This window comes from Desulfobacter sp., from assembly GCA_028768545.1.
Taxonomy (GTDB): domain Bacteria; phylum Desulfobacterota; class Desulfobacteria; order Desulfobacterales; family Desulfobacteraceae; genus Desulfobacter.
In genome coordinates this window covers 2665808-2691891 of sequence record CP054838.1, presented here as the reverse complement: position 1 = coordinate 2691891, position 26084 = coordinate 2665808, and the positions used below count along the sequence as shown (strand labels likewise).

Below are 26084 nucleotides of genomic sequence, written 5' to 3'. Positions count from 1 at the left end.
TTAATCGTCTTCGCTGATGTTTCTTTTTTTGGCAACGATTCGGTTGGCGGCAATCTCCCTGAGGACAGTCACAACATCTTCATTTTTGGAGGGCTTGACCATAAGGTCTGCCCCTTCTCTGACCTGACGAATCCGTTTGGCAGCCAGGTGAACCAGGCTAAATCGGTTATCCACATTTTTCAAACAATCTTCTATTGTTACTCGAGCCACAGCAGTATCCTCCAATATGAGTATTTTAAACCCATGGGTTATAATATATCAATAATTTCATAAATACGTTTACCGCCAGGGGCATGGACAACCGCCTCTTCCCCTGGTTCCTTGCCAATCAGAGCAGAGCCGAGAGGTGAAGACGAGGAAATTTTTCCTTTTTTAATATCAGCCTCATCCGCCCCCACAATCATGTATTCAATCTCTTCTTCTGAATCCAGATTTTCCACAAGTACCCGGCTGGCAAACCGTACCACATCCTTGGGGACCGTTTCAGGATCGATAATTTTGGCATTGCCCACCTTATAGGAAATCTCCCCGATCCGGCCTTCGAGAAAGGATTGTCTTTCCTTGGCAGCATGGTACTCTGCATTCTCAGACAGATCCCCGTGGGCACGGGCAACCTCAATGGCCTTGATATTTTCAGGCCGCTCAATGGTTTTTAATCTTTCCAATTCTTTTTTCAAGGCCTCAAAGCCCTGTGTTGTAATAGGTATCTGATCCAAAATTACGATTTACTCCGTTTAATTAAATTGAAATACTCGGGGTCATCAATGTTAAAAACCGCTTCCCCTTATTCATACGGTTTTCTATCCAGCCGATTCAAGGAAAAATGGGCTGCCCGGGACATCATAGGCCCTGACAGCACATAAAAAGAAAATACCCCGAATAATATGATTTAGGGTCCTGCGGCAACAGCCAGAAAAATCAAAACACCGCTGATAATCATGGCAATGGCCGCCCCTTAAAACTCAAGACGGATAAATGTAAAACCAGAGCCGCAAGAAAAATTCATTGGCCTAAACAAATCAGGAAAAACAAATTTTTCCGGTTTTTCCGGTTTTTGCATAAAACGCCTTGTACTTAGTCGTTAACCGAACATTATCAGTGCATTACACCGATAATGGTACTTCCTGCCCTTGTTTTATCACCAACGCTTACAGCCGGGTCAAAACTCAGGGGCAGATAAAGGTCCAGGCGGGAGCCAAACTGGATCATGCCGTAACGCTCTCCCTTTTGCACCCGATCCCCTGCATTTACACAATTGACAATTCTGCGGGCTACCAGGCCGGCGATCTGAACCACCACAAAGGTTTTGCCCGAATCTGTTTTTATTTTCAGGGCATTGCGTTCATTATGAACCGAGGCCTTGTCAAAGGAGGCATTGATAAACTTGCCCGGATTATACTTGACCTTTTCCACCAGACCGTCAAGGGGAATCCGATTCACATGAACGTTAAAGACGTTCATAAAAATACTGATCTTCTGACAGGGCCCGTCCATGTATTCACAGGGCGCAAGCTTTTCGACAATAATCACCTTGCCGTCGGCAGGAGAGACCAGCACATCCTCCCCCGAGGGTATCTTGCGCTCAGGGTCCCTGAAAAACCAGGTGGTAAACACGGTGGCAACCAGGGCAATCAAACCCGGGATCACCCAGCCGAAATAAAAAAACACCCCGGTAACAAGGATGGCTGACACTACAAATTTTACACCCGGCACAGCAATGGGCAATACCGCCTTTGCCGGCCACTTTGATTTATCCATAATCCCTCATATTCATAACCATAGCCCTATGATTATATCAAATCGTTTGGTGATGTGTCAAGATACCACCTGTTTCAAGAAAAATTAATCTCCGCATCTGATTTCCTCAAATAAACCGGAACGAGCAAATGATCCGGGGAATGAAAAACCTGATCCGCTTCCAATGCCGCCCGGACCAAGGCTGTTGCACTCACATGATCCATGGACGGGTGGGAAAAGCATGCCTTTCCAGACGTCCTGGCCAAAATCATTTCCTGATATGCCTTTGACCCTGACCCCACAAACAAGGCAGAAGTTCCGGCACGATCAACGGCATGTTCGGGTGCACAGACCACCTCATCACTTTTTTGACAAAGCCTGCCCCCACAAAACTGATACAACGCCGAATAGACCTGCTTGCGCTTGGCATCCATCATCACACAGACCGGCATTGAGGCATTTGAAAACCTGAGGGCAATTCCGTCAAGGCTTGAAATCCCGGCACAGGGCTTTGATACCCCGTAGGCCAAACCCTTGACCACAGAGATACCAATACGAAGCCCTGTAAAACGGCCCGGTCCCCTGGCGGCAATAAACCCGTCAATATCGGAAAGCACAAGACCAGCCTGGCCCACCACCATCTGCTCGACCATTGACATCAGACACTTGGAATGGGTCTTGGGGCTTGCCCAATAGGATTCACAGACAAGATTTGGGCCGTCAAAAATGGCCATGCTGGCCCCCTGTTCTGCCGTGCTCAGAGAAAAAAGCCTCATTGACGTTTAATCCTTTTCCAGGGCAATATCCAGCACCTCTTTCACGTCTTTCACACAGGTAAACTTGAGTTTGGATTTTACGGATTTGGGAATGTCATGGAGATCCTTATAATTTTTTTCAGGGATGATCACCTCTTTAATTCCGGCTCTCAGGGCGCCAAGGGCTTTTTCCTTGAGCCCGCCAATGGGAAGCACCCTTCCCCTCAATGAAATTTCCCCGGTCATACCGACCTTATTGTTCACCTTTTTTCCGGTAAAGGCGGATACCAGGGCGGTTGCCATGGCAATCCCCGCAGAAGGGCCGTCCTTTGGAATGGCACCTGCCGGCACATGAATATGAATATCATGGGTGTCAAAATCTTCTTTTTTGATCCCGAGAGCCTCCTGGTTGGCTTTGGTATAGGTCAAAGCCGCCCTGGCAGATTCCTGCATAACCTCTCCAATCTGGCCTGTGAGCAGCAGTTCGCCCTTGCCTTGGAAAAGTGAAATCTCAATATAAAGATGCTCTCCTCCGAATTCAGTCCAGGCGAGTCCTGTGGCCAGGCCGACCTGACTTTCTTCCTGATCCATTTCGTTGATATAGTGGGGAGGTCCCAAATATTTGGTGAGATTCTGCTTGGTAATGGTAAATTTGCCTTTTTTCCCTTCTGCAATCTGCCGGGCTATTTTCCGGCACACGGAATCAAGTTTGCGTTCAAGCCCCCTCAGCCCCGCTTCCAGGGTGTATTCAGAGACAATGGACTCCATGGCATTGGGGCTGAAATGAATGGAGCGGCGGATCAGCCCGTTGTCCTTTAATTTTCGGGGAAGCAGATGTTTTTTGGCAATCTCGATCTTTTCCTGGCGGGTGTATCCTGAAATATGAATCATCTCCATCCGATCCATTAGGGCCGAAGGAATCGTATCTGCCATGTTGGCCGTCAATATGAACAGCACCTTTGACAGATCAAAGGGCATATTCAAATAGTGGTCTGAAAATTCGGAATTCTGCTCGGGATCCAGGGCTTCAAGCAGTGCCGAAGAAGGATCCCCCCTAAAGTCACTGCCCAGTTTATCTATCTCATCAAGCATAAACACCGGATTGTTGGTGTTGCATTGGCGCAGCCCCTGTAAAATTCTGCCGGGCATGGCCCCGATATAGGTTCTCCGGTGGCCCCGGATCTCTGCCTCATCACGGATCCCCCCAAGGGAAACCCTATGAAACTTGCGCTTCATGGCTTTGGCAATGGCCTGGCCCAAAGAGGTTTTACCCACGCCCGGAGGGCCGACAAAACAGATAATCTGTCCTTTTTTCTTGGGGTTGAGTTTTCTGACACTTAAATATTCTAAAATCCTTTCTTTGGCCTTGTCCAACCCGAAATGATTCTGATCCAGAAGCGTTCCGGCCTTTTGAATATCCAAAAAATCCTTGGTTGACCGGCTCCAGGGAAGCTCAACAATACAATCCAGATAGGTCCTGACCACCGAAGCTTCAGAAGAGTCAAAATGCATCTGCTCCAGTCGTTTGAGCTGCTTTAAGGTTTCTTTTTCACAGGTTTCGGGCAGTTTGCATTTTTTTATCTTGGCTCGAAATTCTGCAATCTCAGCCAGCTTATCATCGCTTTCCCCCAACTCCCTGTGAATTGCCTTGACCTGTTCTCTAAGATAATAGTCCCTCTGATTTTTTGAAATTTCATCCTTAACATGGGTCTGGATCTTGGCCTGAACCGTGGACAGATCAAGCTCTCTTGCAAGCAGGTCATTGACCTGCTTGAGCCGCTCCACCGTATCGGTCTTTTCAAGAAGCATCTGTGCATCATCAACCTTTAAATTCAGGTTCGAGGCCACAAGGTCAGCAAGCTTTCCCGGAGACTCAATATGGGCCAGAAGGTCTCCCACATCACCTGAGAACTCGCCTTTCAGGGCCAAAAGCTTTTCACTGTTCTCCTTGACATTCCGCATCATGGCTTCAATCTCAATATCAAGGTCCTTGGGCTCATCATCCACCAACAGCGCCACCTCTACCTTGAAAAAGGATCTTTTTTGGACGAACTCAACCACCTTTGCCTTGGCAAGGCCCTGAACAAGCGCTTTAATTCGACCGTCAGGCATTTTAATCATTTTCTGAACCCGGCCGATGGTACCGACCTCATACACATCTTCCGGCCCAGGTTTTTCAATCTCTGAATCCTTTTGGGCAGCAAGAAAGACATAACGGTCATATTCAGAACACTCTTCTATGGCTTTTATGGACTTTTCCCGCCCGACAAACAGGGGAAGCAGCATATCCGTAAAAACCACCACATCCCTGACCGGCATCATGGGTAAGGTTTTTGGAATATCTTCTAAATTTCCTTCTTTTTCTATGATCTCGATCAGATCATCAATATCTGCTTCTGCCATTTATGCTCCTTCAAATAGATAAACAGAATCAGCCATGGAGTCTACCTCGTGGATTTCATCCGGTGCTGATCTGCCCTTTGGGTTTGGTTTTTACATTTATAAGTTGCAGTTAGAATAAAACAGTTTTTTTTTTTTACAATATGCTTGAAAAAATATTTTTAAAATCAGATAACCCGTTAATGATCAAAATTTAAGACTCAAACAGATTGGAAACACCCAACAGCCCAAACTTAATCCAGAAAAATCAGGAATATATCCATGGCTCAATACCCCATTTTCATCCCCGTTTTTGTTTTTATCATAGGCGCCTGCATCGGCAGTTTTTTAAACGTTGTCATCTTCAGACTTCCGGCCAAGGCCTCTATTATATCCCCGGGCAGTCATTGTCCTGCGTGTAAAAAAAGTATCCCATTTTACCTGAATATTCCCGTAGTAAGCTACCTTTTATTAAGGGGAAAATGCCGATTCTGCAAGATTCCGATTTCAATACGCTATCCCGCCATTGAAGCGTTGACCGGGATTGCTGCCCTAATGGTGTTTCAAAAATTCGGGATCAGCCAAGTCTCTGTATTCTGGTTTATTTTCAGCTCTGCTCTGATTGTTATCTCGTTTATCGATCTTGACCACCAGATTATTCACGACGTCATTTCCATCCCGGGTATTTTCATCTTTGCCACCGCAGCTTTTTTCCTCCCTGAAATGAGCCTGATATCAAGCCTGTCAGGAATATTGACAGGGGGAGGTATTCTCTATGGGGTTGCCCTGGCCTATTATTTATTAAAAGGGCACCAGGGTATGGGCGGCGGAGACATTAAACTATTGGCAATGATCGGCGCTGCAACCGGCATCAAAGGGGTCTTATTCACACTTTTTACAGGATCTTTGCTGGGAACTTTTGTGGGGGTATTGTCCATAATTTTGGGGAAAATGGGCCGGCAAATGAGAATCCCCTTTGGTCCGTTTTTATCTGCCGGTGCATTTATTTACCTGCTATGGGGCGAAAATATAATTCGCTGGTATATCAATATCATAGGAAGGACATGAGGCCACGTCCAATCCTTGCCTATCGGCTCGATCTCCGGGTTCCAGACAAATTTGAATCGTCAAAATATTCAATATACGGCTCCGACGATCATTTGGCCGCGCCTTGAAAGCAAAAAAATATTCAAAGGACCCTATCACCGTTCATCTGAATAGCAGACCTCTATCACGACTTTCCCCTTGGTGGTCCGAAACGGTATGCTGATAATCTGGCTTCCGCTGTCAATATGAGAAATGTGCTGGTCCTTTCCGGTCACAACTTTGACAAATTTAACCTTTACCTTCTTACCCATCTCAGCAATCTTCGTGGTTACATGGCCTGCAACCATATTGCTGATTTCTCCAACAGCATCTGTGATTTCATCGTTGACCTCGGTCATGTCTTCGCCAAACATGGCCGAAACAATACCTATAATACTTTTTTCAGTAAAGGAAATCGCGGCCGACCCTTCAAGGTCTCCGCTGATCGCCAAAACCCCTGAAATATCGCCTTGTTGAACTGAATCTCTCTTTAAAAAAACGGGTTCTGATTTTACTTTTACAAATGCGGTTGTGTCAAGAATGTGCAAAGTACCTTCAATAAAAGGGTTTACAAGTGTTACGTCCATATTTTCCTCCTGTTTGACCTGATCAAATGTTGTTTAAAAAAAACTGGCAATGAAATTTTCAAAAAATGTGAATAAATACTTGACACGCACTTCTCAACGACGTAACGTACGCAAAAAGCTGATTTAAATTTATTCAACTTTTAGGAATCTTAATTTTCTATTTTTTAGTTGAATTCCTAAAACCCAAAAAAAGGAGCGATCACGATGAACAAAGGCGATTTAATCAACAAGGTTTCAGAAGTTTTGAACAGCAAGAAAGAGGCTCAGGCTGCAGTTGACTGCATAATCAAAGCGGTAACAGACGCACTTTCCAGCAATGACTCTGTAACACTTGTCGGCTTTGGAACATTTAAAACGGCAGAAAGAAAAGCCAGAAAGGGAAGAAATCCCCAAACAGGAAAAGAAATCAACATTCCAGCTAGAAATGTTCCCAAATTTGTTCCAGGCAAAGCTCTTAAAGATGCAGTAAAATAAGCAAATCCTTTGTAGCAAAATAATTCAGGCAGTATTTGCCCATGTCAATACTGCCTGAATCGATTTGACCATATGGGATTCGACGTAAAAAAAATATTTCCCCCCTCTGTTGGGGTAGATCTGGTGTTCAATATGAACACCATGACCCCTATTTCAAAATCATCTATCATTCATGACACAAACCACGATGATAAGACCATTACCATTGCCCAACCCCGTGTGCCCATTACAAATGAGACCCGTTTCGACCAACTCCACTTGACAACCATTATCCATACAGAACACAGAAAAATACGCGTAGGCATCCCTTGTCACCCCACCCAGTTTATCGACAAGTACCAGCTGGCCAACAAGGCTGTCACAAAGGCCCTGGTCATTGAATATCAGCTGCCTGCCGTTGAAACCAATATCCGGTCCGCCTTCAGACTTCCATTGAGTTCCCTGCACGATGTTAAAGCCAAAATGCGCTGCGACAAACAAGAATTTTATACGTCCAGGGATTTTAAAATCAAAGGTATCTCTTTTGCCGGAATCGGCTTGGTCGTACGAAAAAACATAGGCAACAAGGCGCCTAACCCCTTGCTTAATATCAAGTCGGGCACCAGCCTTACCTTTGGTATCATTTTGGTATCATTTTAGTGGATAAGGAACAAAAAGGACCGCCAATGGCATTCCCCGTCAAAACCCGGGTGGTCAGGGTAAATCAGAATTACTCCCAAACCCATGTCCTGATCGGACTGGAAATCACCGGCATTACCAAGGAGGGAGAAGCCCTTCTCAACCAGTTTATCCACAATGCCCAGGTCGACGACCTAAAATGGCTCAGCAAACGAGGCTGACAACTCAACGATATGGCGCTTTAACCAGGCAAGCATTTTTTGAGATGCCGGATCAAGCCCTTCTTTAGCCTCTATCTGCTCTATCTCTGCCAATCCATGGGCACAGGTAAATTTAACATCATTTTTATAGCCTTTAACCTGATGGTCCCCTTCCCCTGAAAGCCTTGCCATATGGGATGAAAATTCGTGCGGGGGTGACAGGGTGTGATTAAAATTCCTGGCCAGAATTCTCTGGGCCAAAGTAGTGCCCCGGGCACTTTTAAAGGTGCCGCAAACCTTTTTTCTGTTTTTTTCATCCGACTGATGAAACCGTGCAATTTCCTGTTTTTCTCCAGGAGAAAAAAACCCCTTTTCATACAAACCGGCATCTGGATCAATATCCGGAATCTCCGGATACCTGAACGACTTATGATAGGATGCTGTTTTTATGAACAGTTCAGAATCACCCTTGATCAAGCTTAAATTCTTTTTGCTGGCAGACCTGGCACCAGGGGTAAGCTTTTCCATAAAACGATCCAGACAAGGCAAAACAAAGACCTGGTCCCCGGGCCGTTTGCGGATCACAAAAAGATCGTAAATCCCATGATCCTCATCTGTCCCATCCAGCAGGCCCTCTTGATCAAGCCGGATCCAAAGGGTTTGGTTCTTATAGGGAATAGAACCGCCGATATGAATGACAGGTGCGATATAATTCATTTTCGCACCAAAAGATACCGAGACCATCAACCCGAGCTCAAATCGATTATTCTCAACATAAACCGCATTTTTCAGGCCTGCTATTCGCTTTACATCTTTTCTTTTGTCAAAAAAACCAAGTACATATTCCCAAATCTCTTTTTGTGCTGCAAATTTTCTGGACAAACTCAGCAGAGCCTCGACATCGGCCATGGCCTCATGGGCTTTGCCCGAAACCACGAACTTGTTTTCCCGGGATAAATGCTCCAGCTTCAGACTGGGCTTTCCCCCTTCTAAAACGGGCCAGGACAGGGCCTGGCTGCAGAAAAGATAATAAACAGCTGCGACCGGGAGCATATCCATTCTTGAACAGCCATGGGCGAACTGATGTGAATATGGGTCCAGAAGGTTACGATAAAATAAAAACCGCAAAAACTCATCATCAAACCCGAGGGAGTTATATCCAATGGAGATACTTTCCGGGGTGTTGAACAATTTATGGATTTTCAAGGCTGCCTGGTATTCCACAATGCCGGTTTCAAGTTCTTCCGGGGTCAGGCCGTGGGTAAGAAACGCCCCGGGAGACGGGACAATATCAGGTCGAAGCTGAACCGTAATGACCTCACGGGACAACTCTGTCAAAGAAAGGTCGGTTCGGATGCAGGCAAAGGTCAAAACCTGATCAAATGCAGGGTTGAGCCCGGAAGTCTCAATATCGTAGAAAAGAAAAGACTTCATCCCCATACCTCCTGTGTAAAAAACAAACCCAAAAAGGGGGAACAAATAAATTTGATCCCCCCTCCAGGCAATTTACTATAGTAAAAAAAGACTATCTCTTTGAGAACTGGAAACTGGCTCTTGCGCCTTTTTTACCGTATTTCTTACGTTCTTTTTTCCTGGCATCTCTGGTCAGGAACCCGGCGGTTTTCAAAACACCTCTCAACTCGGGATCTACCAGAACAAGCGCCTTGGAAACGCCCTGACGAACTGCGCCAGCCTGACCACTCTGTCCGCCGCCCATAACCGTGACCCGAATATCAAAGGTATCACTTTTATCGGTGAGCACCAGAGGAGAGACCAACAGGTTCTGGTTTACGGAGATGTCAAAATAATCTTCCATCTCTCTATTGTTTACAACAATTTTTCCTGTACCAGGCAAAAGCCATACTTTGGCGACAGAATCTTTCCGTTTACCTGTTGCGTAAAAAACGTTTCCACTTTCCATTGATAGTATCGCGTCCTTATATCTTAAATTTCAACAACTTCAGGCTTTTGAGCAGCATGGGGATGCTGGTCGCCTGCATAGACAAATAATTTCTTACCCAGTTTCCGTCCCAAACGGTTTTTAGGGAGCATTCCCCGAACCGCTTTGCGCAGGACATCCTCAGGTTTTTTCTCAAACATTTCTTTGGCAGTCAAAGACCTGATCCCACCAATGTAACCGGAATGGCGGTAATAGGTTTTCTGATCCAGTTTATTCCCGGTCAGACGGACCTTGTCCGCATTCACCACGACCACCCAGTCACCCATATCAACATGGGGGGTAAACAAAGGATTATGCTTGCCGCGAATCCTGTATGCTATCTGGGATGCAAGCCGGCCAAGCACCTGGTCTTTTGCGTCAATCACGCACCAATTTTCCTGATTATCCGATCGTTTAGCACTGTATGTATACTTTTTCAATGTTCCATGCTCCTCTCAATAAACACAATCAGCGATATTTACATAATTTTTATTTTTATGTCAAGCAAATTTTACAATTCAATCTGTTTTTCATCATTTGCCTGTATTTTCGGAGTCGGGGTAAAGAACTTTTTATCTTTTTTAGCCCCGGACATCTTGGAAGAGGTTTTGCAAGACACATCTGCATTCAGCACGCCCCCGTTTTCAACGATCAAATCCTGGCACACCACCTTACCGGCACAGATCCCTGTGGATAAAATGATCAGCTCTTTGGATGCAAAGACCTCGCCTTGAAAACTACCGCCAATGGTAAGGCTGGAAACCTTTGTTGCACTTGAATTCACAAGCCCGTCTTCTGCAATAATCACGACGTCACCGGCAATGGTCCCTGTTACCTGCCCTTTAATGATCAGTTTTCCTGTACTGGATATGGAGCCGTCAATCTTTAATTCCTTATCAATTATGCTTAAATTTTTCCTGTCTTTTTTCCCCACAGCACGCCTCCTCAATATCTTTATGATTGAATATCAATCAGTGATGTCCGGTTAGGTTTTTGCTTGCTCAATAATTTTTTGATCTTTGACAATATTGTCCCTGTTTGAACTATGAGAGCCCTGCTCCTCGCAGCCAAACAGGTCATTTAGAATGGCGGTTCGCAGCTGCCGAACTCTTTTGATCGTGACCTTTTCATTAAACTGTTTTTGGCAATGGATTGCCAGTAACAGGTAAGTGATAAGGCCGCCAAGAATCTGAACCATAAGGCCGTATTCACTGCGGGCAATGAGATGATATACCTTCAGATGTTCTTTCCACCATTTGAAAAAATCCTCAATGGTCCACCGGAGTTTATAAATTGTTGCTATTTGTTCCGCTGTTAAATCATGCCTGTCAGTTGCCACATAGTATTTGACGCCAGCAATTTTATAGCCAACAACCCGAACAGGCCTTTTCGTCTGGTTTTGATTCGGAGTACCAAGTTTAACCAGTGCATCATAAAAAATGTAGCTGTCGGAAGGGGTCTCGTGGTTATCAATAATTGTTCTTGTTGTCCTGGTTTTTATACGGCAGACAAAATGTTTGCCTTGCTCCTGAAGCAGGTCAAATTCTTTATGGGATTGATATCCACGATCCATAACACCTGTTTGCCCCTTGGAAAGTATTTTGGGAACAAAAGTGCGTTCAGCGCCGTTGCCTTCAGTCAAAAAGATTTTGTTTGGGATTCCGTGATTAATGTCAAATCCGCAATGTACTTTGGCTTTTTTACTTCCTTTTCTGTAGTTCGCCCAGTGCATTGAAAGGACTGCATTTATGAGACTACCGTCAATGGAAACCAACTCTCCTAACTCGGCGTGTTCACCCGGATGACACTCAAGAGCCTGTTTATAAAGATCCTCAAAGATAAATTGCAGTTGTTCGAGTCCCCTGTGATTGATGGCTTCACAGAAACTACTACGGCTGATACCACCGTCTGGCGCAATATTTTCTTTAGCAAAAACATTCTCCTTGAGATCCTGAATTAAATGTCGGGCAGACTTGTGCTCCTGAAGATGGAAATAAACCAAAGCATTTATCTGGTCTTCGAATGTCATTTTTAAAGGGCGGTCTCCTCAAGATTGTAATTCCGGTGCTTTTGAAAGTGACTTTATCAGAGGGCACCTGAAATTGTCAAAGTTCAGGGACCGTAGTTGTTTTTTAGGGACTGAGATGTGCGTCATTTGAGCTCCTTGAGTTAAATTTTCAAGGCGCACAAAAATTTTTACGCACATTTGTCAACACAAAACAGACTGTTTTTTCAATGATTTTAGATGCTTTTTATATGCAACAACCTAACCGGACACTACTGAATATCAATAAATATTTTCCCGACTTTTTTGCCCTTGAGCGTTGTAATGATTTGGTAACGCATCCCTTTTTTTTCAATGGAATACTTGGGCATGAGGACACCGGCTCCGGTATCAATGACATAGCCCCTGTCCTCTCCTGTATTATGGCTGTTATTTCCCACAAAGCCCTTAAAATTAACGATATATTCCGAAGGGTCCACATCCCCTGTGATAATGTCAACAATGACCATTTTATCCCCGTATTTCAAATTGATACGGCTGAAATTATCAACGATTTGAGTGGCACCGTTCACCTTGACCTTAAATTGGATCTGGTCCGCCTTTTGTGAATTGCTCAAGGACAAGGGCCCAAGACGACCTGTTTCCCGCTGTGTTTCAATATCCAAAAAAACACTGCCGCAGGCATAAAAATCCTTTTTGGCCTCTATCCGGGTCGGCTCGAAAATCTTAAGCTTTTTTTTCATATCGTTGAATTCATTTCCAAGCCCGATCACATCCACGCTCAGCCCTCTCTCATAATTGGCCACAATATCATGGACCTGGATCACATCTCCTCGTCTGATCTTCAAACGCTGCATTTTTCCAACCACCACAGGGATTGAATCATTCACAGAAATGATCATATATTGCATCTGTGGTTTTTTTAAATCACCCCCCGGTGTTTTGGGAACAATACCCAGAAGGAACATGAAACCGTCAACCGCAAGAATATGCTGGCGTACCTTTTGTTCAAGGGGCAGGGATTTAGCCGACTCAACACCAAAGGCAGGTATTTTACAGACATTCAAGGCGTAGTAGGTGGCAGATCTTCGCTGCTCCTTATGAAGGGAATCCGGGTGACTGGTTTTATAGTTGTTAAAATGAAAATAATGGGACTCATCTTTCATGGATGCGTTGATTTTATCCACCACCTCCAGGGCCATCTTCTCCAAGTCTACAGCACTGGATGTCCCGCCTTTTTCAAGAAAGGCCTCGTCCGCAATAACGGACTGTCCGAATTTTTTAGGATTCCTGTCAGCACTTTCCCAGGTTTCAGAATAAAAACCAGAGCCTTCATGGAGGTTTAAAAAGCAATCGCTTTCACAGATCAGCTTTTTTAAGACATTCACCACTTTTGCCTCATAATTGCCAATGGCGTCATCCATGAATTTACGGTTCATATCCTGGTTGATCTGTCTTTCTTTTTTCAAAATAGACGGAAAATTTGCCCGGGGCACCACAATGAGATTGCCCTGTTCAATGGACATGTCCACATAAAAATCTGCAGCAATAAACCCGCCGGGTTCGTCACCCTGGATTCCCCCGATAATCAACAGGGTTTTCCCGGGGCTGGATCCAAAAATCCGATAAACGTGCAGTTCGTTTTGCTCCCCTTCAAAAAACACCGTATGGGTTTTCTGCCCTGCAAAGCCCTGTTTTACTCCGGATATCCCCCCAAAAAAGAGCATCACCCCGATCAGGATATGCACTATTTTATACCCAGAGCGCATCAGCCTTTGTCCGCCCCGTTAATTTTAATGGTATTTTCAAAAAGGATCTTACCTTTATCACCAAAAATATATATGGATGCCTTGACAAAACTGTCCGGAGCCGCTTGATTTTTAATGGTCAACCGAACCGGCTTGAACCGGGAAATGGAAAAATACTGCCCCTTGCGATAGGGGGTTGGTATTCCATCTTTTAAATCGGCACGGGGGGCAATGACCCAGTCTTTTTCCTGGTTTGTCCCGGGTTTTAAAACGGCAAAAATCCGGCCGGAAATCTCTTTGGAATTTGTTGCAATATTCCGGATATTAAACTTGACCACCAGTTCCTCGCTGGTTTTTCCCTGAAGCACCAAAAATTTTTCAACCGAGACCACCTTTTGGTGCTCTGGTTCTTTTGACTCCTTTTTAGGGAGGGATTCGGATACAGATTTCCCATTTAAAGCCGTTGGGATAGGCTCAAAAGGAATATTTTCAGGAATCACAGAAGTGCCGCCCTTTTTTTCAAGGCCGGGTTTTGGAATGATGCCGGCCCGGACGTCCTTGCCCGGCGCCTTGCCCGGAGGGGATGACGCTTTTGTAAGCTCTGGTTTTTTTCCGGACATGACCAGCCTTGCCATTAAAATTTCCTTGTCGTTCACAAGGCGGTCCGCTTTTTTTTCAAGTACGGTTAATTTTTCTTTGAGCACTTTATTTTCACTGCTTGCCGCACCAAAGAGATAATAAAAGCCAATGGTGCCTAAGATGCCGACAAGACTGAGGCCTGAAAAGATATATACCAGGGTCTTTAAATGCGCGCCCGATGTAAGCTCACCAAAATCATCGATAACCAAAACGTTCTTATTTTTTTTCGTTTTGTAAGGGGAAGGTTTTGCCCGTGCTATTTCCCTTTCCAATTCTCTCGAAATATCTTCCATACGCCACCTTTTTTAACAAGCCTCAACTCTTTTCTTCCCTTGGCCGAAAACCCGCTGGACTCATAGTTTTGAAGAAAACTGACCTCATAACCATCTTTTTTTTGTACCACCTTATAATCTTTACCTGTCACCAAAATATAATCAGATTGCCTGGCAAGCCTTTTTTTACGCCTGACCCAGGCGGTCTTTCCCAAACCGTCAGAAATAAAATCATTGGCATAAAATCCCGCATATTCAGCCATATCCTTTGCAGACCAGGCCGCCAGCCATTGCTCGACGGTCTCAACAACGGCAATATCCGCAGCATTATCCCGGACCAACTCCCGGGCCGCAGCCACCAGGGGAGGTTCTCCCATCCCATACGGTTTTGCCTTTTTTTGAAACAGATCTCCGACAATCCGTTCGGCCCCGGCCTTGATGAACAACTGCCGCCTGCCAAGATACCGTTTTTCACTGCCCACAGAAACCACCATATCCCCAAGCACAACCACCACATTCTCCTAGGTGTATATCCCTGTATTTTCCAGCTGAATTTTAAATACCTGATTTAAGGATTTGGCATTGTTCCGGGCTTGAAGCCAGGATTCCCACCAGGAGATGTCCGGAAGATAACCTGAATCATAAAAGGCAAGATATTGGTGGTAACTGCCTGTTTCCAAGGCCTGGGTCCAGGCTTGAATCAGGGCAAGGATACGTTTTTTTTGTTCTCCAAGGCGGGCCAGGGGAAGATGGTTAATCTGTTCAACAATAATCAGGGGGGTGGCATCCAGATGAATATATTCGGACAGGGCCATAATGTTTTCATTTTCAAGGGCAATACATCCGTTGGAATCCATGAGTTTTAAAGTTTTATCCGTACCGTGAATCCAAATGGCAGATCCTTGTTTTCCCTGGCGCAGATCCAAAAGATTGGGATAATCAGAAGGAAAGGCCTTTTTCCCATATACCGGGGTCAGATAACGATCTTCGAACTCATCCTTGAGAAAATAAATGCCTTCGGGTATTTTTTTGTCTCCGGCCTTTGTTTTCGGTCCTGCCACCTCTCCTGTAGAACAGTCCACCTTAAACGCCATATCAATTCGGTCCTGATGCCCTGAGTACACATAAAGGGTCTGGGGCTTTTTTTCCACGATAATGGCATTTTCATTCTGGGGCATTAAAATCAGTGCGGCTGGCAAGCTTGCCTCGCCGGCCAGGGCTGCCCCTGGAAAAACAAATTGACATACCGTGATAAACATAGCGATATATTGCAATAATTTCATCTGTCTTACTCGTCTACCTTTTTACAATCAAGTTTCAAATGCTGATATGCCTTTTCAGATGCTTTTCTGCCGCTGGAGGTTCTTAACACCAGGCCGATTTTCAACAAATAGGGTTCCACCACATCCACCAGGGTGTCGGTCTCTTCCTGAAGGGTTGCGGCAATGGCTTCAATGCCGACAGGCCCGCCCCCATAAAACTGGACTATGGTTTTTAAATAACTTCTGTCAAGGCGGGTCAGCCCGAGCGCATCAATCCCTTCAAGATCCAGGGCCTCTTTAACCCCCCGAAGGGTGACCCGGCCCTGATACTTTACCTGGGAATAATCCCGGACCCGTTTGAGCAGCCTGTTGGCCACCCGGGGAGTGCCTCTGGATCTTTTGGCAAGCTCCATGGCACCTTCATCCAGAATATGGGTATTTAATATGCGGGCAGACCGCTTGATGATCACCATGAGTTCTTCATTTGAATAAAAATCAAGGGTGCGAAATATGCCAAACCGGTCCCTGAGAGGTGCCGAGAGCAATCCCACCCGGGTGGTTGCGCCGATAAGCACGAATTGCTTTAACCTATATCGATGACTTCGGGCATGAATGCCTTTGTCAAATACGAAATCAACGGCAAAATCCTCCATGGCCGGATATAAAAACTCCTCAACCACCTTGGGTATCCTGTGGATTTCATCCACAAAAAGGATATCCCCCTCCTTTAGATGGGTGAGTATCCCCACAAGGTCCCCGCCCTTTTCAAGGGTGGGGCCTGACGTTACGGTAAGCTCTTTTTCCATCTCGTTGGCAATAATATGGGAGACCGTTGTTTTCCCAAGCCCTGGCGGACCGTGCAAAAGGATATGATCCAGGGGTTCTTGCCTGATCTTTGCCGCCTGAATGGCAATTTTAAGGCTTTCAACAGCAGCCTTCTGACCCACATAATCCTGGAACATGCGAGGCCGCAAAGAGACAATCTCAGGAGAATAATCTTCAGATTTAGGTTTTTCTGAAACCACCCCTTTTTTATCAGAGGAAAAGGAAAGTATATCCGAGCCCATAATATTAGCTAATTCTCCTGATAAATTTCATCAAATAAATCCTCAGGGGTCTTAATGGCGGGGTTGCGCTCCAATGCCTCTTTGATCATCCGCCGGGCAGAAGCGGTGGAATGCCCCAATTGTTCCACCAAAACATCGCCCACCTGCTGTGAAATATCCTCTTTTTCCCGAGGAATTTCAGCGGCTGTTTCATCTGGCTTGGCAGCTGAAGTCTCTGCAAAGTGGGCCACCTTTCCATGGAGGGTGGCGATAATTTTATCAGCCGTCCGCTTACCGATTCCGGACAATTGGGATAAAAACGCCGTATCCTTGTCTTCAATGGCCCTTGCCACCACCCCCACAGGTTTTGTCAATGCCTTGACCGCCTTCATGGGGCCTATGGCCGCCACCGTGATAAACAATTGGAAAAACTCCTTGTCTTCCGGAGCCAGAAAACCAATCAGCACAGGCTTGGGCTGTCTTTCCGTCACATGGTAATAAATATACAATCCCAGCGTATCCTGCTCTGATTCAAGGGAAACCGCCCTTACCAGAGTTATGGGGTCCAGCAGGACCTCATAACCGATATGACCGGCCAACAGAAGAATGCTCTCTGATTCCCGGCGAAGTATACGCCCTTCAAGATATCCGATCATAATTATTTTCCATACCTATACATGCCGGTTAATGCCAGGCCCAGGGCATCTGATGCATGAAAGGGCCGTATGGGCCCGTCATGGTTCAACAGGTGACGCACAGACCGCTCCACCTGGTATTTATCTGCACTTCCGTTACCGGAAACAATTTTCTTAACCTCCCTGACCGAGACTTCCTGGATCCGGGCACCCGCCTTAAAGGCAGCAAGGAGCAAAACCCCTGACACTTTTCCCAACATAATACCTGATCCGGGGTATTTTTCAAGGGAGTAGATATCCTCAACCACCACCAGGTCGGGTCTTTGGTCTGCTAAAAAATCTTTAACTTTTGAGTAAATGTGGTGAAGCCTGGCAGGCGCAGAATCTTTGGCATCGGTGGATATACTGCCAAAGGAATACCCGGTGATTTCACGGCTGGTCCCCTGAATAACCCCGATACCCGTACCCGCAAGTCCGGGATCAATACCAACAATTTTCATCATTGGAAAACAAACTCAATTCAGCCCCTTAAGTTTTTCACGGGCATACTGGGCTTCTTTGGACTTGGGGTGGCGTTTGATCAACTCTTTTAAAATCAGTCGGGCATTGGCAGCTTCCCCCAGAGCGGCAAAGGCATATCCCTGCTTTAACCTGGCCGCAGCTGTTTTATTGGAATCAGGGTAGATTTCCAGCACCTTCTGATATTCCAGAATTGCTTTTTCATACCATTTTTCAGCATAGTATGAATCGGCAATCCAAAACCTTGCATTATCCGCTTTTTGAGAATCAGGATACTTGTTGATAAAATTTTCAAACTGGATCCTGGACTCTTCTCTCTCCCCCTGATCAAACTTTTTTTTGGCAAAATCATACAGGCCCTGTTCTGAATCTCCAGGCACAAGACTCAACTTTTTTTGCTGATCCTCGGTCTTAAGGGTGTCAGATGGTTCGAACCCCATATATTTTTCCAGGGCAATGACTTTTTCAAAATTTCTTGAAATGGCATTATCCAGGCGTTCCAGCCTTTTTTCAAGACTTTCCTGCCGGGTTTGATCGTTGGTCCCAAAATGATGCTGGAGCTCTTCAATCTGTCCTTGCACCCGGTAAAACTGCTCTTTGAGCTGCTGAACATCATATTTGACTTCAGCATAATTTTCCCTTGTGCTTTTAGACGACTGGTCCAAATTTGCCGCTAACTTTTCAAGATCAACGGTTTTCCCCTTTTGCAAAGATGCCTGACGATTGTTCGCCCTTTCTATGGCAGCAATCCTGTTTTCCAGTATCTGGTATTGATCCGGTGCCACACAGCCTGATACCAATACAGCCAAACCAAAAAGACAATAATAAAAAAGGAAAGATTTTTTCATCTCAAATCCCAAGAAAAGTTAAATTTTCGGGCAGAACCTGCCATAGGATATGCCGGTCTGCCCGAAAGGTTAGAATTATACCTGCAATAATTATTTGATTACAAATTGCGCCCGTCTGTTTTTACGATAGGCCGCTTCTGTCTGTGCAGGATCAAGGGGCTGTTCCTCGCCATAGCTGATCATATCCAGACGGCCTTCTGAAACACCTAAATTTTCAAGGTAAGACTTGGCTGCCAGCGCACGCCGTTCGCCCAAAGCCAAATTGTATACGGTTGTGCCCCGCTCATCACAATGCCCTTGAACAACAACGGTAACGGCAGGATTGGCTGTCAGCCATTCTGCTTTTTCCTTGAGCAGCATCTTGGCCATTGTGCTCAGTTCTGCACTGTCGTAGTCAAAATGAATATTCTGATTCACAAAACGGCTCTTGGCTGCGGCAATCTTGGCAGCCTGTTCCCTGGCCATTTTATCTTGGAGTTCTTGAGCTTTAATGCGTTCTGCCTCAAGCCTTGCTGCTTTTTCAGCATCTGCCTTGGCCTGATCTTCAACGGTTGTGGGATCTTTTACCATTGTTTTCTGGGAACAGGAAACTGTCATAAAAAGGCCTGCCACCAGCACTGCCATCATCAGATTCATCCACAAATTTCTTTTCATTACACCTCCTTGGTTATGTTAATTAACAATTATTACCTGTCTTCAAATCCCATTGATCCGGACCAATGGGGTTGGCTCTGCTTTCCTTTAAGGGTCAGCAGACGTCTCTGGTCTGTACCCGCAGCCGTCATCACATAAAGCCTGGACCTTGTTCTATCTTCACGGTCCGACTTAAATCCGATCAGGCTGCCGTCCGGAGACCAGGTTGGATCTTCATTGCTTCCCTGGTCCATTGTCAGCTGAACCGGAAGACCGGAACCCGGTTCTGCTGAGATCACAAATATATTAATCTTATTTTTATCTATCCCCACATAGGCAATCTTCCTGCCGTCCGGAGACCATGCAGGTGAAGTGTTATACCGTCCCGTATACGTCACCCGCTTAACCTCTCCTGACTCAAGATCCTGGATATAAATCTGAGGATTTCCCCCCCGACTGGAAGTAAAAGCAATTTTTTTCCCGTCCGGAGAAAATCTCGGTGAGACATTTACCCCCCAGCTCTTGGTAATCCTTTTAATAATTTCTCCCTTTTTGGTCAACAAATATATTTCCTGACTGCCTGAAAAACTAAGGGTTGCCGCAAGTTTTAGCTGTCCGGGCATCCAGTCTGGAGATATGTTTATGCCATCATAATTGATGATGGCGCCTCTGTTCTCCTCAAGCTGTTTTATAAAAATATCAGGTTTGCCCTTGGCATAAGAGACATAGGCCAGCCATTTCCCGTCATGGGACAATGCCGGGGAAAGGGAAATACTCTTATGATGGGTGATCTGTTTGGGATTATACCCGTCAAAATCACAGATAAAAATTTCTTTTTTCCCGTTCACTGTGGAAACAAAGGAAATCTTGCTGCCAAACACCCCGTAATTGCCGGTCAGCTTAAAGGCGATTTCCGAACAAAACATGTGAATCATTTCCCTGATCTGATCAAACCGGCCTGAGTAAATCTTACCGACCAAAAGCCGGGTATTAAAGGTATCAAAAAGCCGAAGCTTTAATTTAATACGGCCGTCAACCTCTTCTATGCCTCCGGTGACCAACAGTTCAGCACCAATGCCGGTCCAGTCCTTAAAGTTGATCTGCCCCAGCTGAATTCCGGTCTCGGCCGGATCAGATAAAAATGCATTGGGATCTATCACCTTTAAGTAGCCTGTAAAATCAAGCCCGTCCGTTAAAATCTGCTCGGCCCGAAGCCCGCCTTTCACCTCTGCCTCATGTCCTGAAAAAGCTTTGAACCGGGTAACGGCCACAGGGGTCTTTTTTAAAAACGGACTGGAAATATTGATATAGTCGTACTCTTTGCCCTGTGCAGAAGAAAAGAACACGCAGACCAGTATCCAGCACAAAAGGTTGGCTTTCCACTTAAACGCTTGCATATGAATCCTTTTTGACTCCTTGTAAACCACTATAAGTTTAGTTCAGCCCCCTGGGAGTAAACCCAAGCACTAATTCATAGGAGGGCATCCCCTTGGGAAGTTCCGGCAGCGGACTGGCCTTTCGGACCGCTTTTTTTGCAGATTCGTCCAGATAGAGATTTCCCGACCGAGTTTCATAGGAAATATCTCTGATCTCTCCGCTTTTTAAAATCTTTATGAACAATCTTACCTCAAGATTTTGATTGATCCCGGCCATGGTATCGTTGAATATCCAATTTTGTTCAATGGCAGATTTGAGCACCATCTGGTAAAGGACAAGGGGATTGCTTCCCTGATTTCCCATGCCGGTGCCCTGGCCATTTCCGGTTTTCCCCCCTGTGGGCTGCTGGCCCTGGGTATCAATGGCAGCCTGCATCCTTTTAAGGGCCTGGTTGATCTTTTCCTGATTTTGATCTTCCACCTTTTTGGCAAGGGCCTCCCTTGCCTTTTTAAGATCCTTTTCAGGGATTTTCTTAGGCTTTGGCTTAAGCTTTTGGGTTTTTTCCTTTTCCAAGGGCTTTTGCCTGGCCTTTCTTTTTGCCATAAGATCTTTGATATTTTTGGGCTTGGATTTCAGGCTGATCTCGGGCTTGAGCACGGGCACAACAAGAGGCGCTTCAGGCGTTTTGGCCAGGGGGGCTGTGTTCAAATTCACAGCCTCTGTCTCAGGTTTGGCGCGATCAACAGGCGCAGGTTCCAGCGGGGCTGCCCCGCCAACAGGACCCGGGACAAAGGAGACCAGATCAATCCTGACCACCTGGGGTTTGGGCGCTGAAAATTCAAAATCATGGAAACAGAATATACCGGCAAAAAAGGCCAGATGCACGAGCATGGAAACGATGCAGACCCAGGCAAACCCTTTTCTCCCATGTCCGGGAAACGGATTTACGAAACGGTTCCTATTTTGGATCTGAGTCCGGATACCCATAATCAATCGATCAGATGGAGGCCTGTTCTTCGGGAAGGGTGATCATGCCCAAGCTTTCTATCCCCGCTTTCTTTATCTGGGACATCACATTGACCACCACCCCGTAGGGCACTTTTTTGTCCGCCTTGAGATAGACATTTTTTTTATCCAGATTTTCCAAGACCGCATCCAGTTTTTCTGACAAAAATGCCACACTGACTTCAAGGTCATTAATATAAACCTTTAAATCATTATCAATGGATACAATGAGATTCTCTTCATTGGACGGAAGCGCCTCCGAAGTTGCCGCAGGCAGATCCACGTCCACACCCTGAACCATCATGGGGGCCGTGACCATAAAAATGATTAATAAAACCAGCATCACATCCACAAACGGGGTGACATTGATTTCAGACATAAATTGATTATTACCGGAACCCAGCTGCATTATGCCTCCATTTTTTTCTGAATATCACGCTCAATGATATTCAATAAATCCGAGGAAAAACTCTCCAGTTCCGAATCCAGAACACGAATCCGGTCTGTAAAATAATTATAGGCAATCACCGCAGGTATGGCCACGGCAAGGCCTGCGGCCGTTGCCACCAATGCTTCTGATATACCAGGCGCCACAACGGCAAGGCTGGCCGAACCGGAAAGCCCGATCCCCTGAAAGGTATCCATAATCCCCCATACCGTCCCGAAAAGCCCGATAAAAGGGGCGGTATTGCCTGCTGTGGCCAAAAAGGGGACCAATTGGGTCAGCCGCCTGATTTCCACATTGATAGACCGGCGCAATGTCCTTTTCACAGACCCCATGGACTGAAGATAAGAGGTCTCGGTTCGTTTAAAGCCCTGACCTTCTTTAGCATCCCCTCTTGCCACCTCCATATAGACGGTGATAAAGATGCGGGCCACAGGGCTTGCCCTAAGCGCTTTGGCCTTGGTAAAGGCATCTGCCAGGGTCCTACACTGCCAGAACACTTCTGTAAAATCTGCAGATTCTTTATAGGCCGTCCGGATATAGCGAAATTTTATAAACATAATGGCCCAAGAAATAATTGAAAAAAACAGCAGCAAAAGCATGACAAATTTTACAATTGGCCCTGCATCGTTGAGCATGTGAAGCAGGCCGACAGATTCCGCGGTCATAGATCCTCTCTTAATCTTTATTATTTTCCAAGGGGAAACATATCAGATAAAATCCAATAAATCTACGGATATGAACAGGCGGCCCCTGTCAAAACAAAAAAAGCCCCTTTACCAAAGGCAAAGGGGCTTTTATCTCATTCATATGAACAAAATGAGGCTCGTATTTTTTAAAATATGCTTACATCATTCCGGGCATTCCGCCCATTCCGCCCATTCCGCCGCCGGGCATTCCACCAGGCATTCCGCCGCCGCCTTCTTCAGGAATCTCAGCGATCATGGCTTCGGTGGTCAGCATAACAGAAGCAACAGAGGCTGCATTCTGAAGGGCAAACCGGACCACTTTTTTAGGATCAATGACCCCTGCTTCAATCAGGTCTTCGTAAACATCGGTTCTGGCATTGTAGCCAAAAGCGCCTTTGCCTTCCTTAATCTTGTTGATGACAACAGAGCCTTCAACACCGGCATTGTCAGCAATTTTGCGAAGGGGCCATTCAATGGCTTTGGCAATGACTTCAACACCGAGTTTTTCTTCACCGACCAGCTCAAGGCTGTCCAGGGCAGCAATACTTCTAACCAGAGCAACACCGCCGCCAGGGACGATACCCTCTTCAACAGCAGCACGGGTCGCGTTCAGCGCATCTTCAACACGGGCTTTTTTCTCTTTCATCTCAGTTTCAGTGGCAGCACCGACATTGATCACGGCAACACCGCCGACCAGCTTGGCAAGACGCTCCTGAAGTTTTTCACGGTCATAGTCAGAAGAGGTCTCTTCTGCCTGGGCACGAAGCTGTTTTACCCTTGCTTCAAGGGCTTCTCTGGCACCGGCACCGTCAACGATGGTGGTGTTGTCCTTGTCAATGGTGATGGATTTGGCCTGGCCAAGATCCTGGATGGTCACATTTTCAAGTTTGATGCCGATATCTTCGGAAACCACCTGACCGCCGGTCAGAATGGCAATATCTTCGAGCATGGCTTTTCTTCTGTCGCCAAATCCAGGGGCTTTAACAGCAGCCACATTCAGGGTGCCGCGCAGCTTGTTGACAACCAGGGTGGCCAATGCTTCGCCTTCAACGTCTTCGGCAATGATCACAAGAGGTTTGCCGGTTTTCGCAATTTCTTCAAGCACGGGAAGCAAATCTTTCATGGAAGAGACTTTTTTGTCGCAAATCAGGACAAAGGGGCTTTCCAGGGCAGCAACCATTTTTTCGGTATCTGTTGCAAAGTAAGGAGACAGGTATCCGCGGTCAAACTGCATACCCTCAACAACGTCCAGGGTGGTGTCCATGGATTTGGCTTCTTCCACAGTGATGACGCCCTCTTTACCCACCTTGTCCATGGCCTCGGCAATGATATTACCAATGGTCTCGTCATTGTTGGCGGAAATGGTGCCGACCTGGGCAATCTCATTCTGATCCTTGGTCGGTTTGGCAAGGGTTTCAAGATTTTCAACAATCTTGATTACTGCCTGGTCAATACCTCTTTTAATACCCATGGGGTTGTTGCCGGCAACAACCAGTTTCTGGCCTTCTTCATAGATAGCACGGGCAAGAACCGTTGCAGTGGTCGTTCCGTCACCGGCCATGTCAGAGGTCTTGGAAGACACTTCTTTAACCATCTGGGCGCCCATGTTTTCAAATTTATCTTCAAGGTCAATCTCTTTGGCAACAGTAACACCGTCTTTGGTTACGTTGGGAGATCCCCAGGATTTTTCAATAACAACATTTCTACCTTTGGGTCCAAGGGTAACCACTACTGCATCGGCAAGCGCCTGAACGCCTTTGAGCATTGCTTCACGTGCTTTGGCATCGTACTTAATTTCTTTGGCCATTTTATTTAATCTCCATTTATTTCTTTAAATTCGTTATGTTCAGACTATTCCACTACACCCAGAACATCATCCTGACGCAGGATAAGATAATCAATACCATCAATCTTCACGTCAGTGCCGCCGTATTTGCTGAACAATACGCGGTCTCCGACTTTTACATCCATGGGAAGCAGCTTTCCGTCTTCACCCATACGTCCGTTGCCTGTTGCAACAACTTTTCCTTCGGCAGGCTTTTCTTTGGCTGTATCCGGGATAATAATACCGCCCTTGGTTTTTTCATCTTCTTCAACCCGTTCAACCAAAATTCTGTCACTCAATGGTCTCAAACTCATGATACAATTCTCCTTTAGGTATTAATGTTTGCTCTCTTAAGTTTTATTGTGGATTAAACCAACGTCTTTATTTTGAATCACTTGATTTAGACGTTGATTTTTCTGACTTGCTTGTGGATTTTCCCTTGGCCTCAGACCCTTTTGGGGTACCGGACTTTGCTCCGCCGTAATCCGTCACATACCACCCGGTTCCTTTAAGATGAAAAGAACTCTGGGAAATTAACTTCTTAAGCCTTCCGCTGCAGTGGGGGCACACCTCAAGGGGGGGGGCTGAAATTCTCTGAAATGCCTCTTCAATACGTCCGCATTCCTGGCATTGGTACTCATAAACTGGCATTGCTATCATTTCCTTACGTTGTTCTTGGTTGCCATGTTAGTGCTTGAAAAATCAAAAATAAAATAATAAGTCTTTCACCCTTGTCAAGGCAGTCTGTCCAAATTTTTTACCATAGGCGCCCCCCCTTGGAAAACCCGTGCCATTCCTTATAAAATTCAACGACTTCACCAAGCCCCTGCACCGCGACACAGGAGACAATATCAAAGGTCAGACCATGGACTTTTTTTTCTTCTTCCAGGGTCACATCCGCTTCGGAGGCATTTTCATACCGGTGCTCAAAGCGGGAAAACCTGACCACATGCACCAACTCATGAATCAGGACATACAATAAAAACGGGGCAAGACCAATTTTGGAATTCCGGGACAAAAGATTCAGGATGGCAGGATCCTGGAGACAGACATGGTAAAGACTAAAACTTGTAGATCCCAGGGGCACATCCTTTTTACGGCCTTCATATTTAACCACCTGGGCAAAGGGCCCCTCCACCTGTTCGTGGGGGGCAAGGCTGGCACCGGTCTTGATATCATACCTGTTTTTCAGCCACAGGGCCGGAGAAATCTTAAAATAGTTGTTCACCATTTCTTCGGCACGAAGAACCGCCAGATCTACCGTTTCAAGCTCGTATCTATTAAAAAAAGGACCCATCATTTCCAACCCCAGCCAGGGAATAAAAGAATAGACATCCCCTAAAAATTTATGCTATAGTAAC

Annotated in this window: 31 protein-coding genes and 1 pseudogene; 4 read left to right on the top strand and 28 right to left on the bottom strand. The window is 45.8% G+C overall.

What is annotated here, in order from left to right:
• From HUN05_13000 to lon, 5 genes are all read right to left on the bottom strand, one after another.
• Window positions 1–210 (bottom strand): DNA-directed RNA polymerase subunit omega, encoded by a 210-nt coding sequence (locus HUN05_13000; protein ID WDP85941.1) that lies wholly within the window; start codon window positions 208–210, stop codon window positions 1–3.
• A 38-nt stretch (window positions 211–248) separates the two neighbouring features.
• The gene (gene greA, locus HUN05_12995) at window positions 249–716 is read right to left on the bottom strand and encodes a transcription elongation factor GreA (protein ID WDP85940.1); all 468 of its coding nucleotides are present in this window, start codon (window positions 714–716) and stop codon (window positions 249–251) included.
• 379 nt (window positions 717–1095) lie between these two features.
• Window positions 1096–1758, bottom strand: a complete 663-nt coding sequence (locus HUN05_12990; GenBank protein ID WDP85939.1) for a phosphatidylserine decarboxylase family protein — start codon at window positions 1756–1758, stop codon at window positions 1096–1098.
• Window positions 1759–1832: 74 nt separating this feature from the next.
• A complete protein-coding gene (gene tsaB, locus HUN05_12985) occupies window positions 1833–2513 on the bottom strand; it encodes a tRNA (adenosine(37)-N6)-threonylcarbamoyltransferase complex dimerization subunit type 1 TsaB (protein ID WDP85938.1) in 681 nt (226 codons plus the stop codon).
• A 6-nt stretch (window positions 2514–2519) separates the two neighbouring features.
• Window positions 2520–4895 carry an endopeptidase La gene (gene lon, locus HUN05_12980; protein WDP85937.1) on the bottom strand — a complete coding sequence of 792 codons (2376 nt, stop codon included), beginning with the start codon at window positions 4893–4895 and terminating at the stop codon, window positions 2520–2522.
• 258 nt (window positions 4896–5153) lie between these two features.
• On the opposite strand from lon, the gene HUN05_12975 reads away from it, so the two are divergent.
• Window positions 5154–5939 (top strand): prepilin peptidase, encoded by a 786-nt coding sequence (locus HUN05_12975; protein ID WDP85936.1) that lies wholly within the window; start codon window positions 5154–5156, stop codon window positions 5937–5939.
• Between the two features lie 134 nt (window positions 5940–6073).
• Here the strand turns inward: HUN05_12975 and HUN05_12970 are convergent, their stop codons facing one another.
• Window positions 6074–6544: a chemotaxis protein CheX gene (locus HUN05_12970; protein WDP85935.1), complete on the bottom strand. Its 471-nt coding sequence runs from the start codon at window positions 6542–6544 to the stop codon at window positions 6074–6076.
• Window positions 6545–6748: 204 nt separating this feature from the next.
• Between HUN05_12970 and HUN05_12965 the strand changes: the two genes are divergently transcribed.
• The 3 genes from HUN05_12965 (at window position 6749) to HUN05_12955 (ending at window position 7857) form a co-directional block, all read left to right on the top strand.
• Window positions 6749–7018 carry an HU family DNA-binding protein gene (locus HUN05_12965; GenBank protein WDP85934.1) on the top strand — a complete coding sequence of 90 codons (270 nt, stop codon included), beginning with the start codon at window positions 6749–6751 and terminating at the stop codon, window positions 7016–7018.
• Window positions 7019–7150: 132 nt separating this feature from the next.
• A complete protein-coding gene (locus HUN05_12960) occupies window positions 7151–7657 on the top strand; it encodes a hypothetical protein (GenBank protein WDP85933.1) in 507 nt (168 codons plus the stop codon).
• A gap of 26 nt (window positions 7658–7683) precedes the next feature.
• Entirely contained in the window at window positions 7684–7857 is a 174-nt protein-coding gene (locus tag HUN05_12955) for a hypothetical protein (protein ID WDP85932.1), read from the top strand.
• Here the strand turns inward: HUN05_12955 and HUN05_12950 are convergent.
• The 22 genes and pseudogenes from HUN05_12950 to HUN05_12845 form a co-directional block, all read right to left on the bottom strand.
• Window positions 7831–9270, bottom strand: coding sequence for an exodeoxyribonuclease I (locus HUN05_12950; GenBank protein ID WDP85931.1), 1440 nt, complete (start codon window positions 9268–9270; stop codon window positions 7831–7833). The two genes, HUN05_12955 and HUN05_12950, sit on opposite strands and share 27 nt — an antisense overlap.
• 91 nt (window positions 9271–9361) lie before the next feature.
• Window positions 9362–9757 (bottom strand): 30S ribosomal protein S9, encoded by a 396-nt coding sequence (gene rpsI / locus HUN05_12945; GenBank protein ID WDP85930.1) that lies wholly within the window; start codon window positions 9755–9757, stop codon window positions 9362–9364.
• A 23-nt stretch (window positions 9758–9780) separates the two neighbouring features.
• Window positions 9781–10215, bottom strand: a complete 435-nt coding sequence (gene rplM / locus HUN05_12940; protein ID WDP85929.1) for a 50S ribosomal protein L13 — start codon at window positions 10213–10215, stop codon at window positions 9781–9783.
• A gap of 71 nt (window positions 10216–10286) precedes the next feature.
• Window positions 10287–10709 (bottom strand): polymer-forming cytoskeletal protein, encoded by a 423-nt coding sequence (locus HUN05_12935; GenBank protein ID WDP85928.1) that lies wholly within the window; start codon window positions 10707–10709, stop codon window positions 10287–10289.
• Window positions 10710–10760: 51 nt separating this feature from the next.
• Window positions 10761–11930 (bottom strand): annotated as a pseudogene (locus HUN05_12930) (IS4 family transposase).
• A gap of 122 nt (window positions 11931–12052) precedes the next feature.
• Window positions 12053–13549: a succinylglutamate desuccinylase/aspartoacylase family protein gene (locus tag HUN05_12925; GenBank protein WDP85927.1), complete on the bottom strand. Its 1497-nt coding sequence runs from the start codon at window positions 13547–13549 to the stop codon at window positions 12053–12055.
• The gene (locus HUN05_12920) at window positions 13549–14376 is read right to left on the bottom strand and encodes a hypothetical protein (protein WDP85926.1); all 828 of its coding nucleotides are present in this window, start codon (window positions 14374–14376) and stop codon (window positions 13549–13551) included. Before HUN05_12920 ends, HUN05_12925 begins: the two co-directional genes overlap by 1 nt.
• Before the next feature lie 47 nt (window positions 14377–14423).
• Complete coding sequence (locus HUN05_12915; GenBank protein ID WDP85925.1) at window positions 14424–14951, bottom strand: nuclear transport factor 2 family protein; 528 nt, start codon at window positions 14949–14951, stop codon at window positions 14424–14426.
• Between the two features lie 9 nt (window positions 14952–14960).
• Window positions 14961–15722 carry a L,D-transpeptidase family protein gene (locus HUN05_12910; protein ID WDP85924.1) on the bottom strand — a complete coding sequence of 254 codons (762 nt, stop codon included), beginning with the start codon at window positions 15720–15722 and terminating at the stop codon, window positions 14961–14963.
• Between the two features lie 5 nt (window positions 15723–15727).
• Window positions 15728–16768: a Holliday junction branch migration DNA helicase RuvB gene (ruvB, locus tag HUN05_12905; protein WDP85923.1), complete on the bottom strand. Its 1041-nt coding sequence runs from the start codon at window positions 16766–16768 to the stop codon at window positions 15728–15730.
• An 8-nt stretch (window positions 16769–16776) separates the two neighbouring features.
• Window positions 16777–17403, bottom strand: a complete 627-nt coding sequence (locus tag HUN05_12900) for a Holliday junction DNA helicase RuvA (protein ID WDP85922.1) — start codon at window positions 17401–17403, stop codon at window positions 16777–16779.
• Window positions 17404–17405: 2 nt separating this feature from the next.
• Window positions 17406–17885 carry a crossover junction endodeoxyribonuclease RuvC gene (locus HUN05_12895; protein WDP85921.1) on the bottom strand — a complete coding sequence of 160 codons (480 nt, stop codon included), beginning with the start codon at window positions 17883–17885 and terminating at the stop codon, window positions 17406–17408.
• A gap of 12 nt (window positions 17886–17897) precedes the next feature.
• Window positions 17898–18749, bottom strand: coding sequence for a tol-pal system protein YbgF (ybgF, locus tag HUN05_12890; protein ID WDP85920.1), 852 nt, complete (start codon window positions 18747–18749; stop codon window positions 17898–17900).
• 90 nt (window positions 18750–18839) lie between these two features.
• The gene (pal, locus tag HUN05_12885; GenBank protein WDP85919.1) at window positions 18840–19403 is read right to left on the bottom strand and encodes a peptidoglycan-associated lipoprotein Pal; all 564 of its coding nucleotides are present in this window, start codon (window positions 19401–19403) and stop codon (window positions 18840–18842) included.
• 32 nt (window positions 19404–19435) lie between these two features.
• Window positions 19436–20779: a Tol-Pal system beta propeller repeat protein TolB gene (gene tolB, locus HUN05_12880; GenBank protein WDP85918.1), complete on the bottom strand. Its 1344-nt coding sequence runs from the start codon at window positions 20777–20779 to the stop codon at window positions 19436–19438.
• A gap of 37 nt (window positions 20780–20816) precedes the next feature.
• Window positions 20817–21746 (bottom strand): TonB family protein, encoded by a 930-nt coding sequence (locus HUN05_12875; protein ID WDP85917.1) that lies wholly within the window; start codon window positions 21744–21746, stop codon window positions 20817–20819.
• A gap of 10 nt (window positions 21747–21756) precedes the next feature.
• The gene (gene tolR, locus HUN05_12870) at window positions 21757–22173 is read right to left on the bottom strand and encodes a protein TolR (protein ID WDP85916.1); all 417 of its coding nucleotides are present in this window, start codon (window positions 22171–22173) and stop codon (window positions 21757–21759) included.
• On the bottom strand, window positions 22173–22877 hold the full coding sequence (gene tolQ, locus HUN05_12865) for a protein TolQ (GenBank protein ID WDP85915.1): 705 nt from the start codon (window positions 22875–22877) through the stop codon (window positions 22173–22175). The genes tolR and tolQ overlap by 1 nt, the downstream gene beginning before the upstream one ends.
• A gap of 178 nt (window positions 22878–23055) precedes the next feature.
• On the bottom strand, window positions 23056–24705 hold the full coding sequence (groL, locus tag HUN05_12860) for a chaperonin GroEL (GenBank protein WDP85914.1): 1650 nt from the start codon (window positions 24703–24705) through the stop codon (window positions 23056–23058).
• A gap of 44 nt (window positions 24706–24749) precedes the next feature.
• Entirely contained in the window at window positions 24750–25037 is a 288-nt protein-coding gene (gene groES, locus HUN05_12855) for a co-chaperone GroES (GenBank protein ID WDP85913.1), read from the bottom strand.
• Window positions 25038–25104: 67 nt separating this feature from the next.
• Entirely contained in the window at window positions 25105–25374 is a 270-nt protein-coding gene (locus HUN05_12850; protein WDP85912.1) for a zinc ribbon domain-containing protein, read from the bottom strand.
• A 106-nt stretch (window positions 25375–25480) separates the two neighbouring features.
• A complete protein-coding gene (locus tag HUN05_12845) occupies window positions 25481–26020 on the bottom strand; it encodes a hypothetical protein (GenBank protein WDP88050.1) in 540 nt (179 codons plus the stop codon).
• Window positions 26021–26084: the final 64 nt, after the last annotated feature.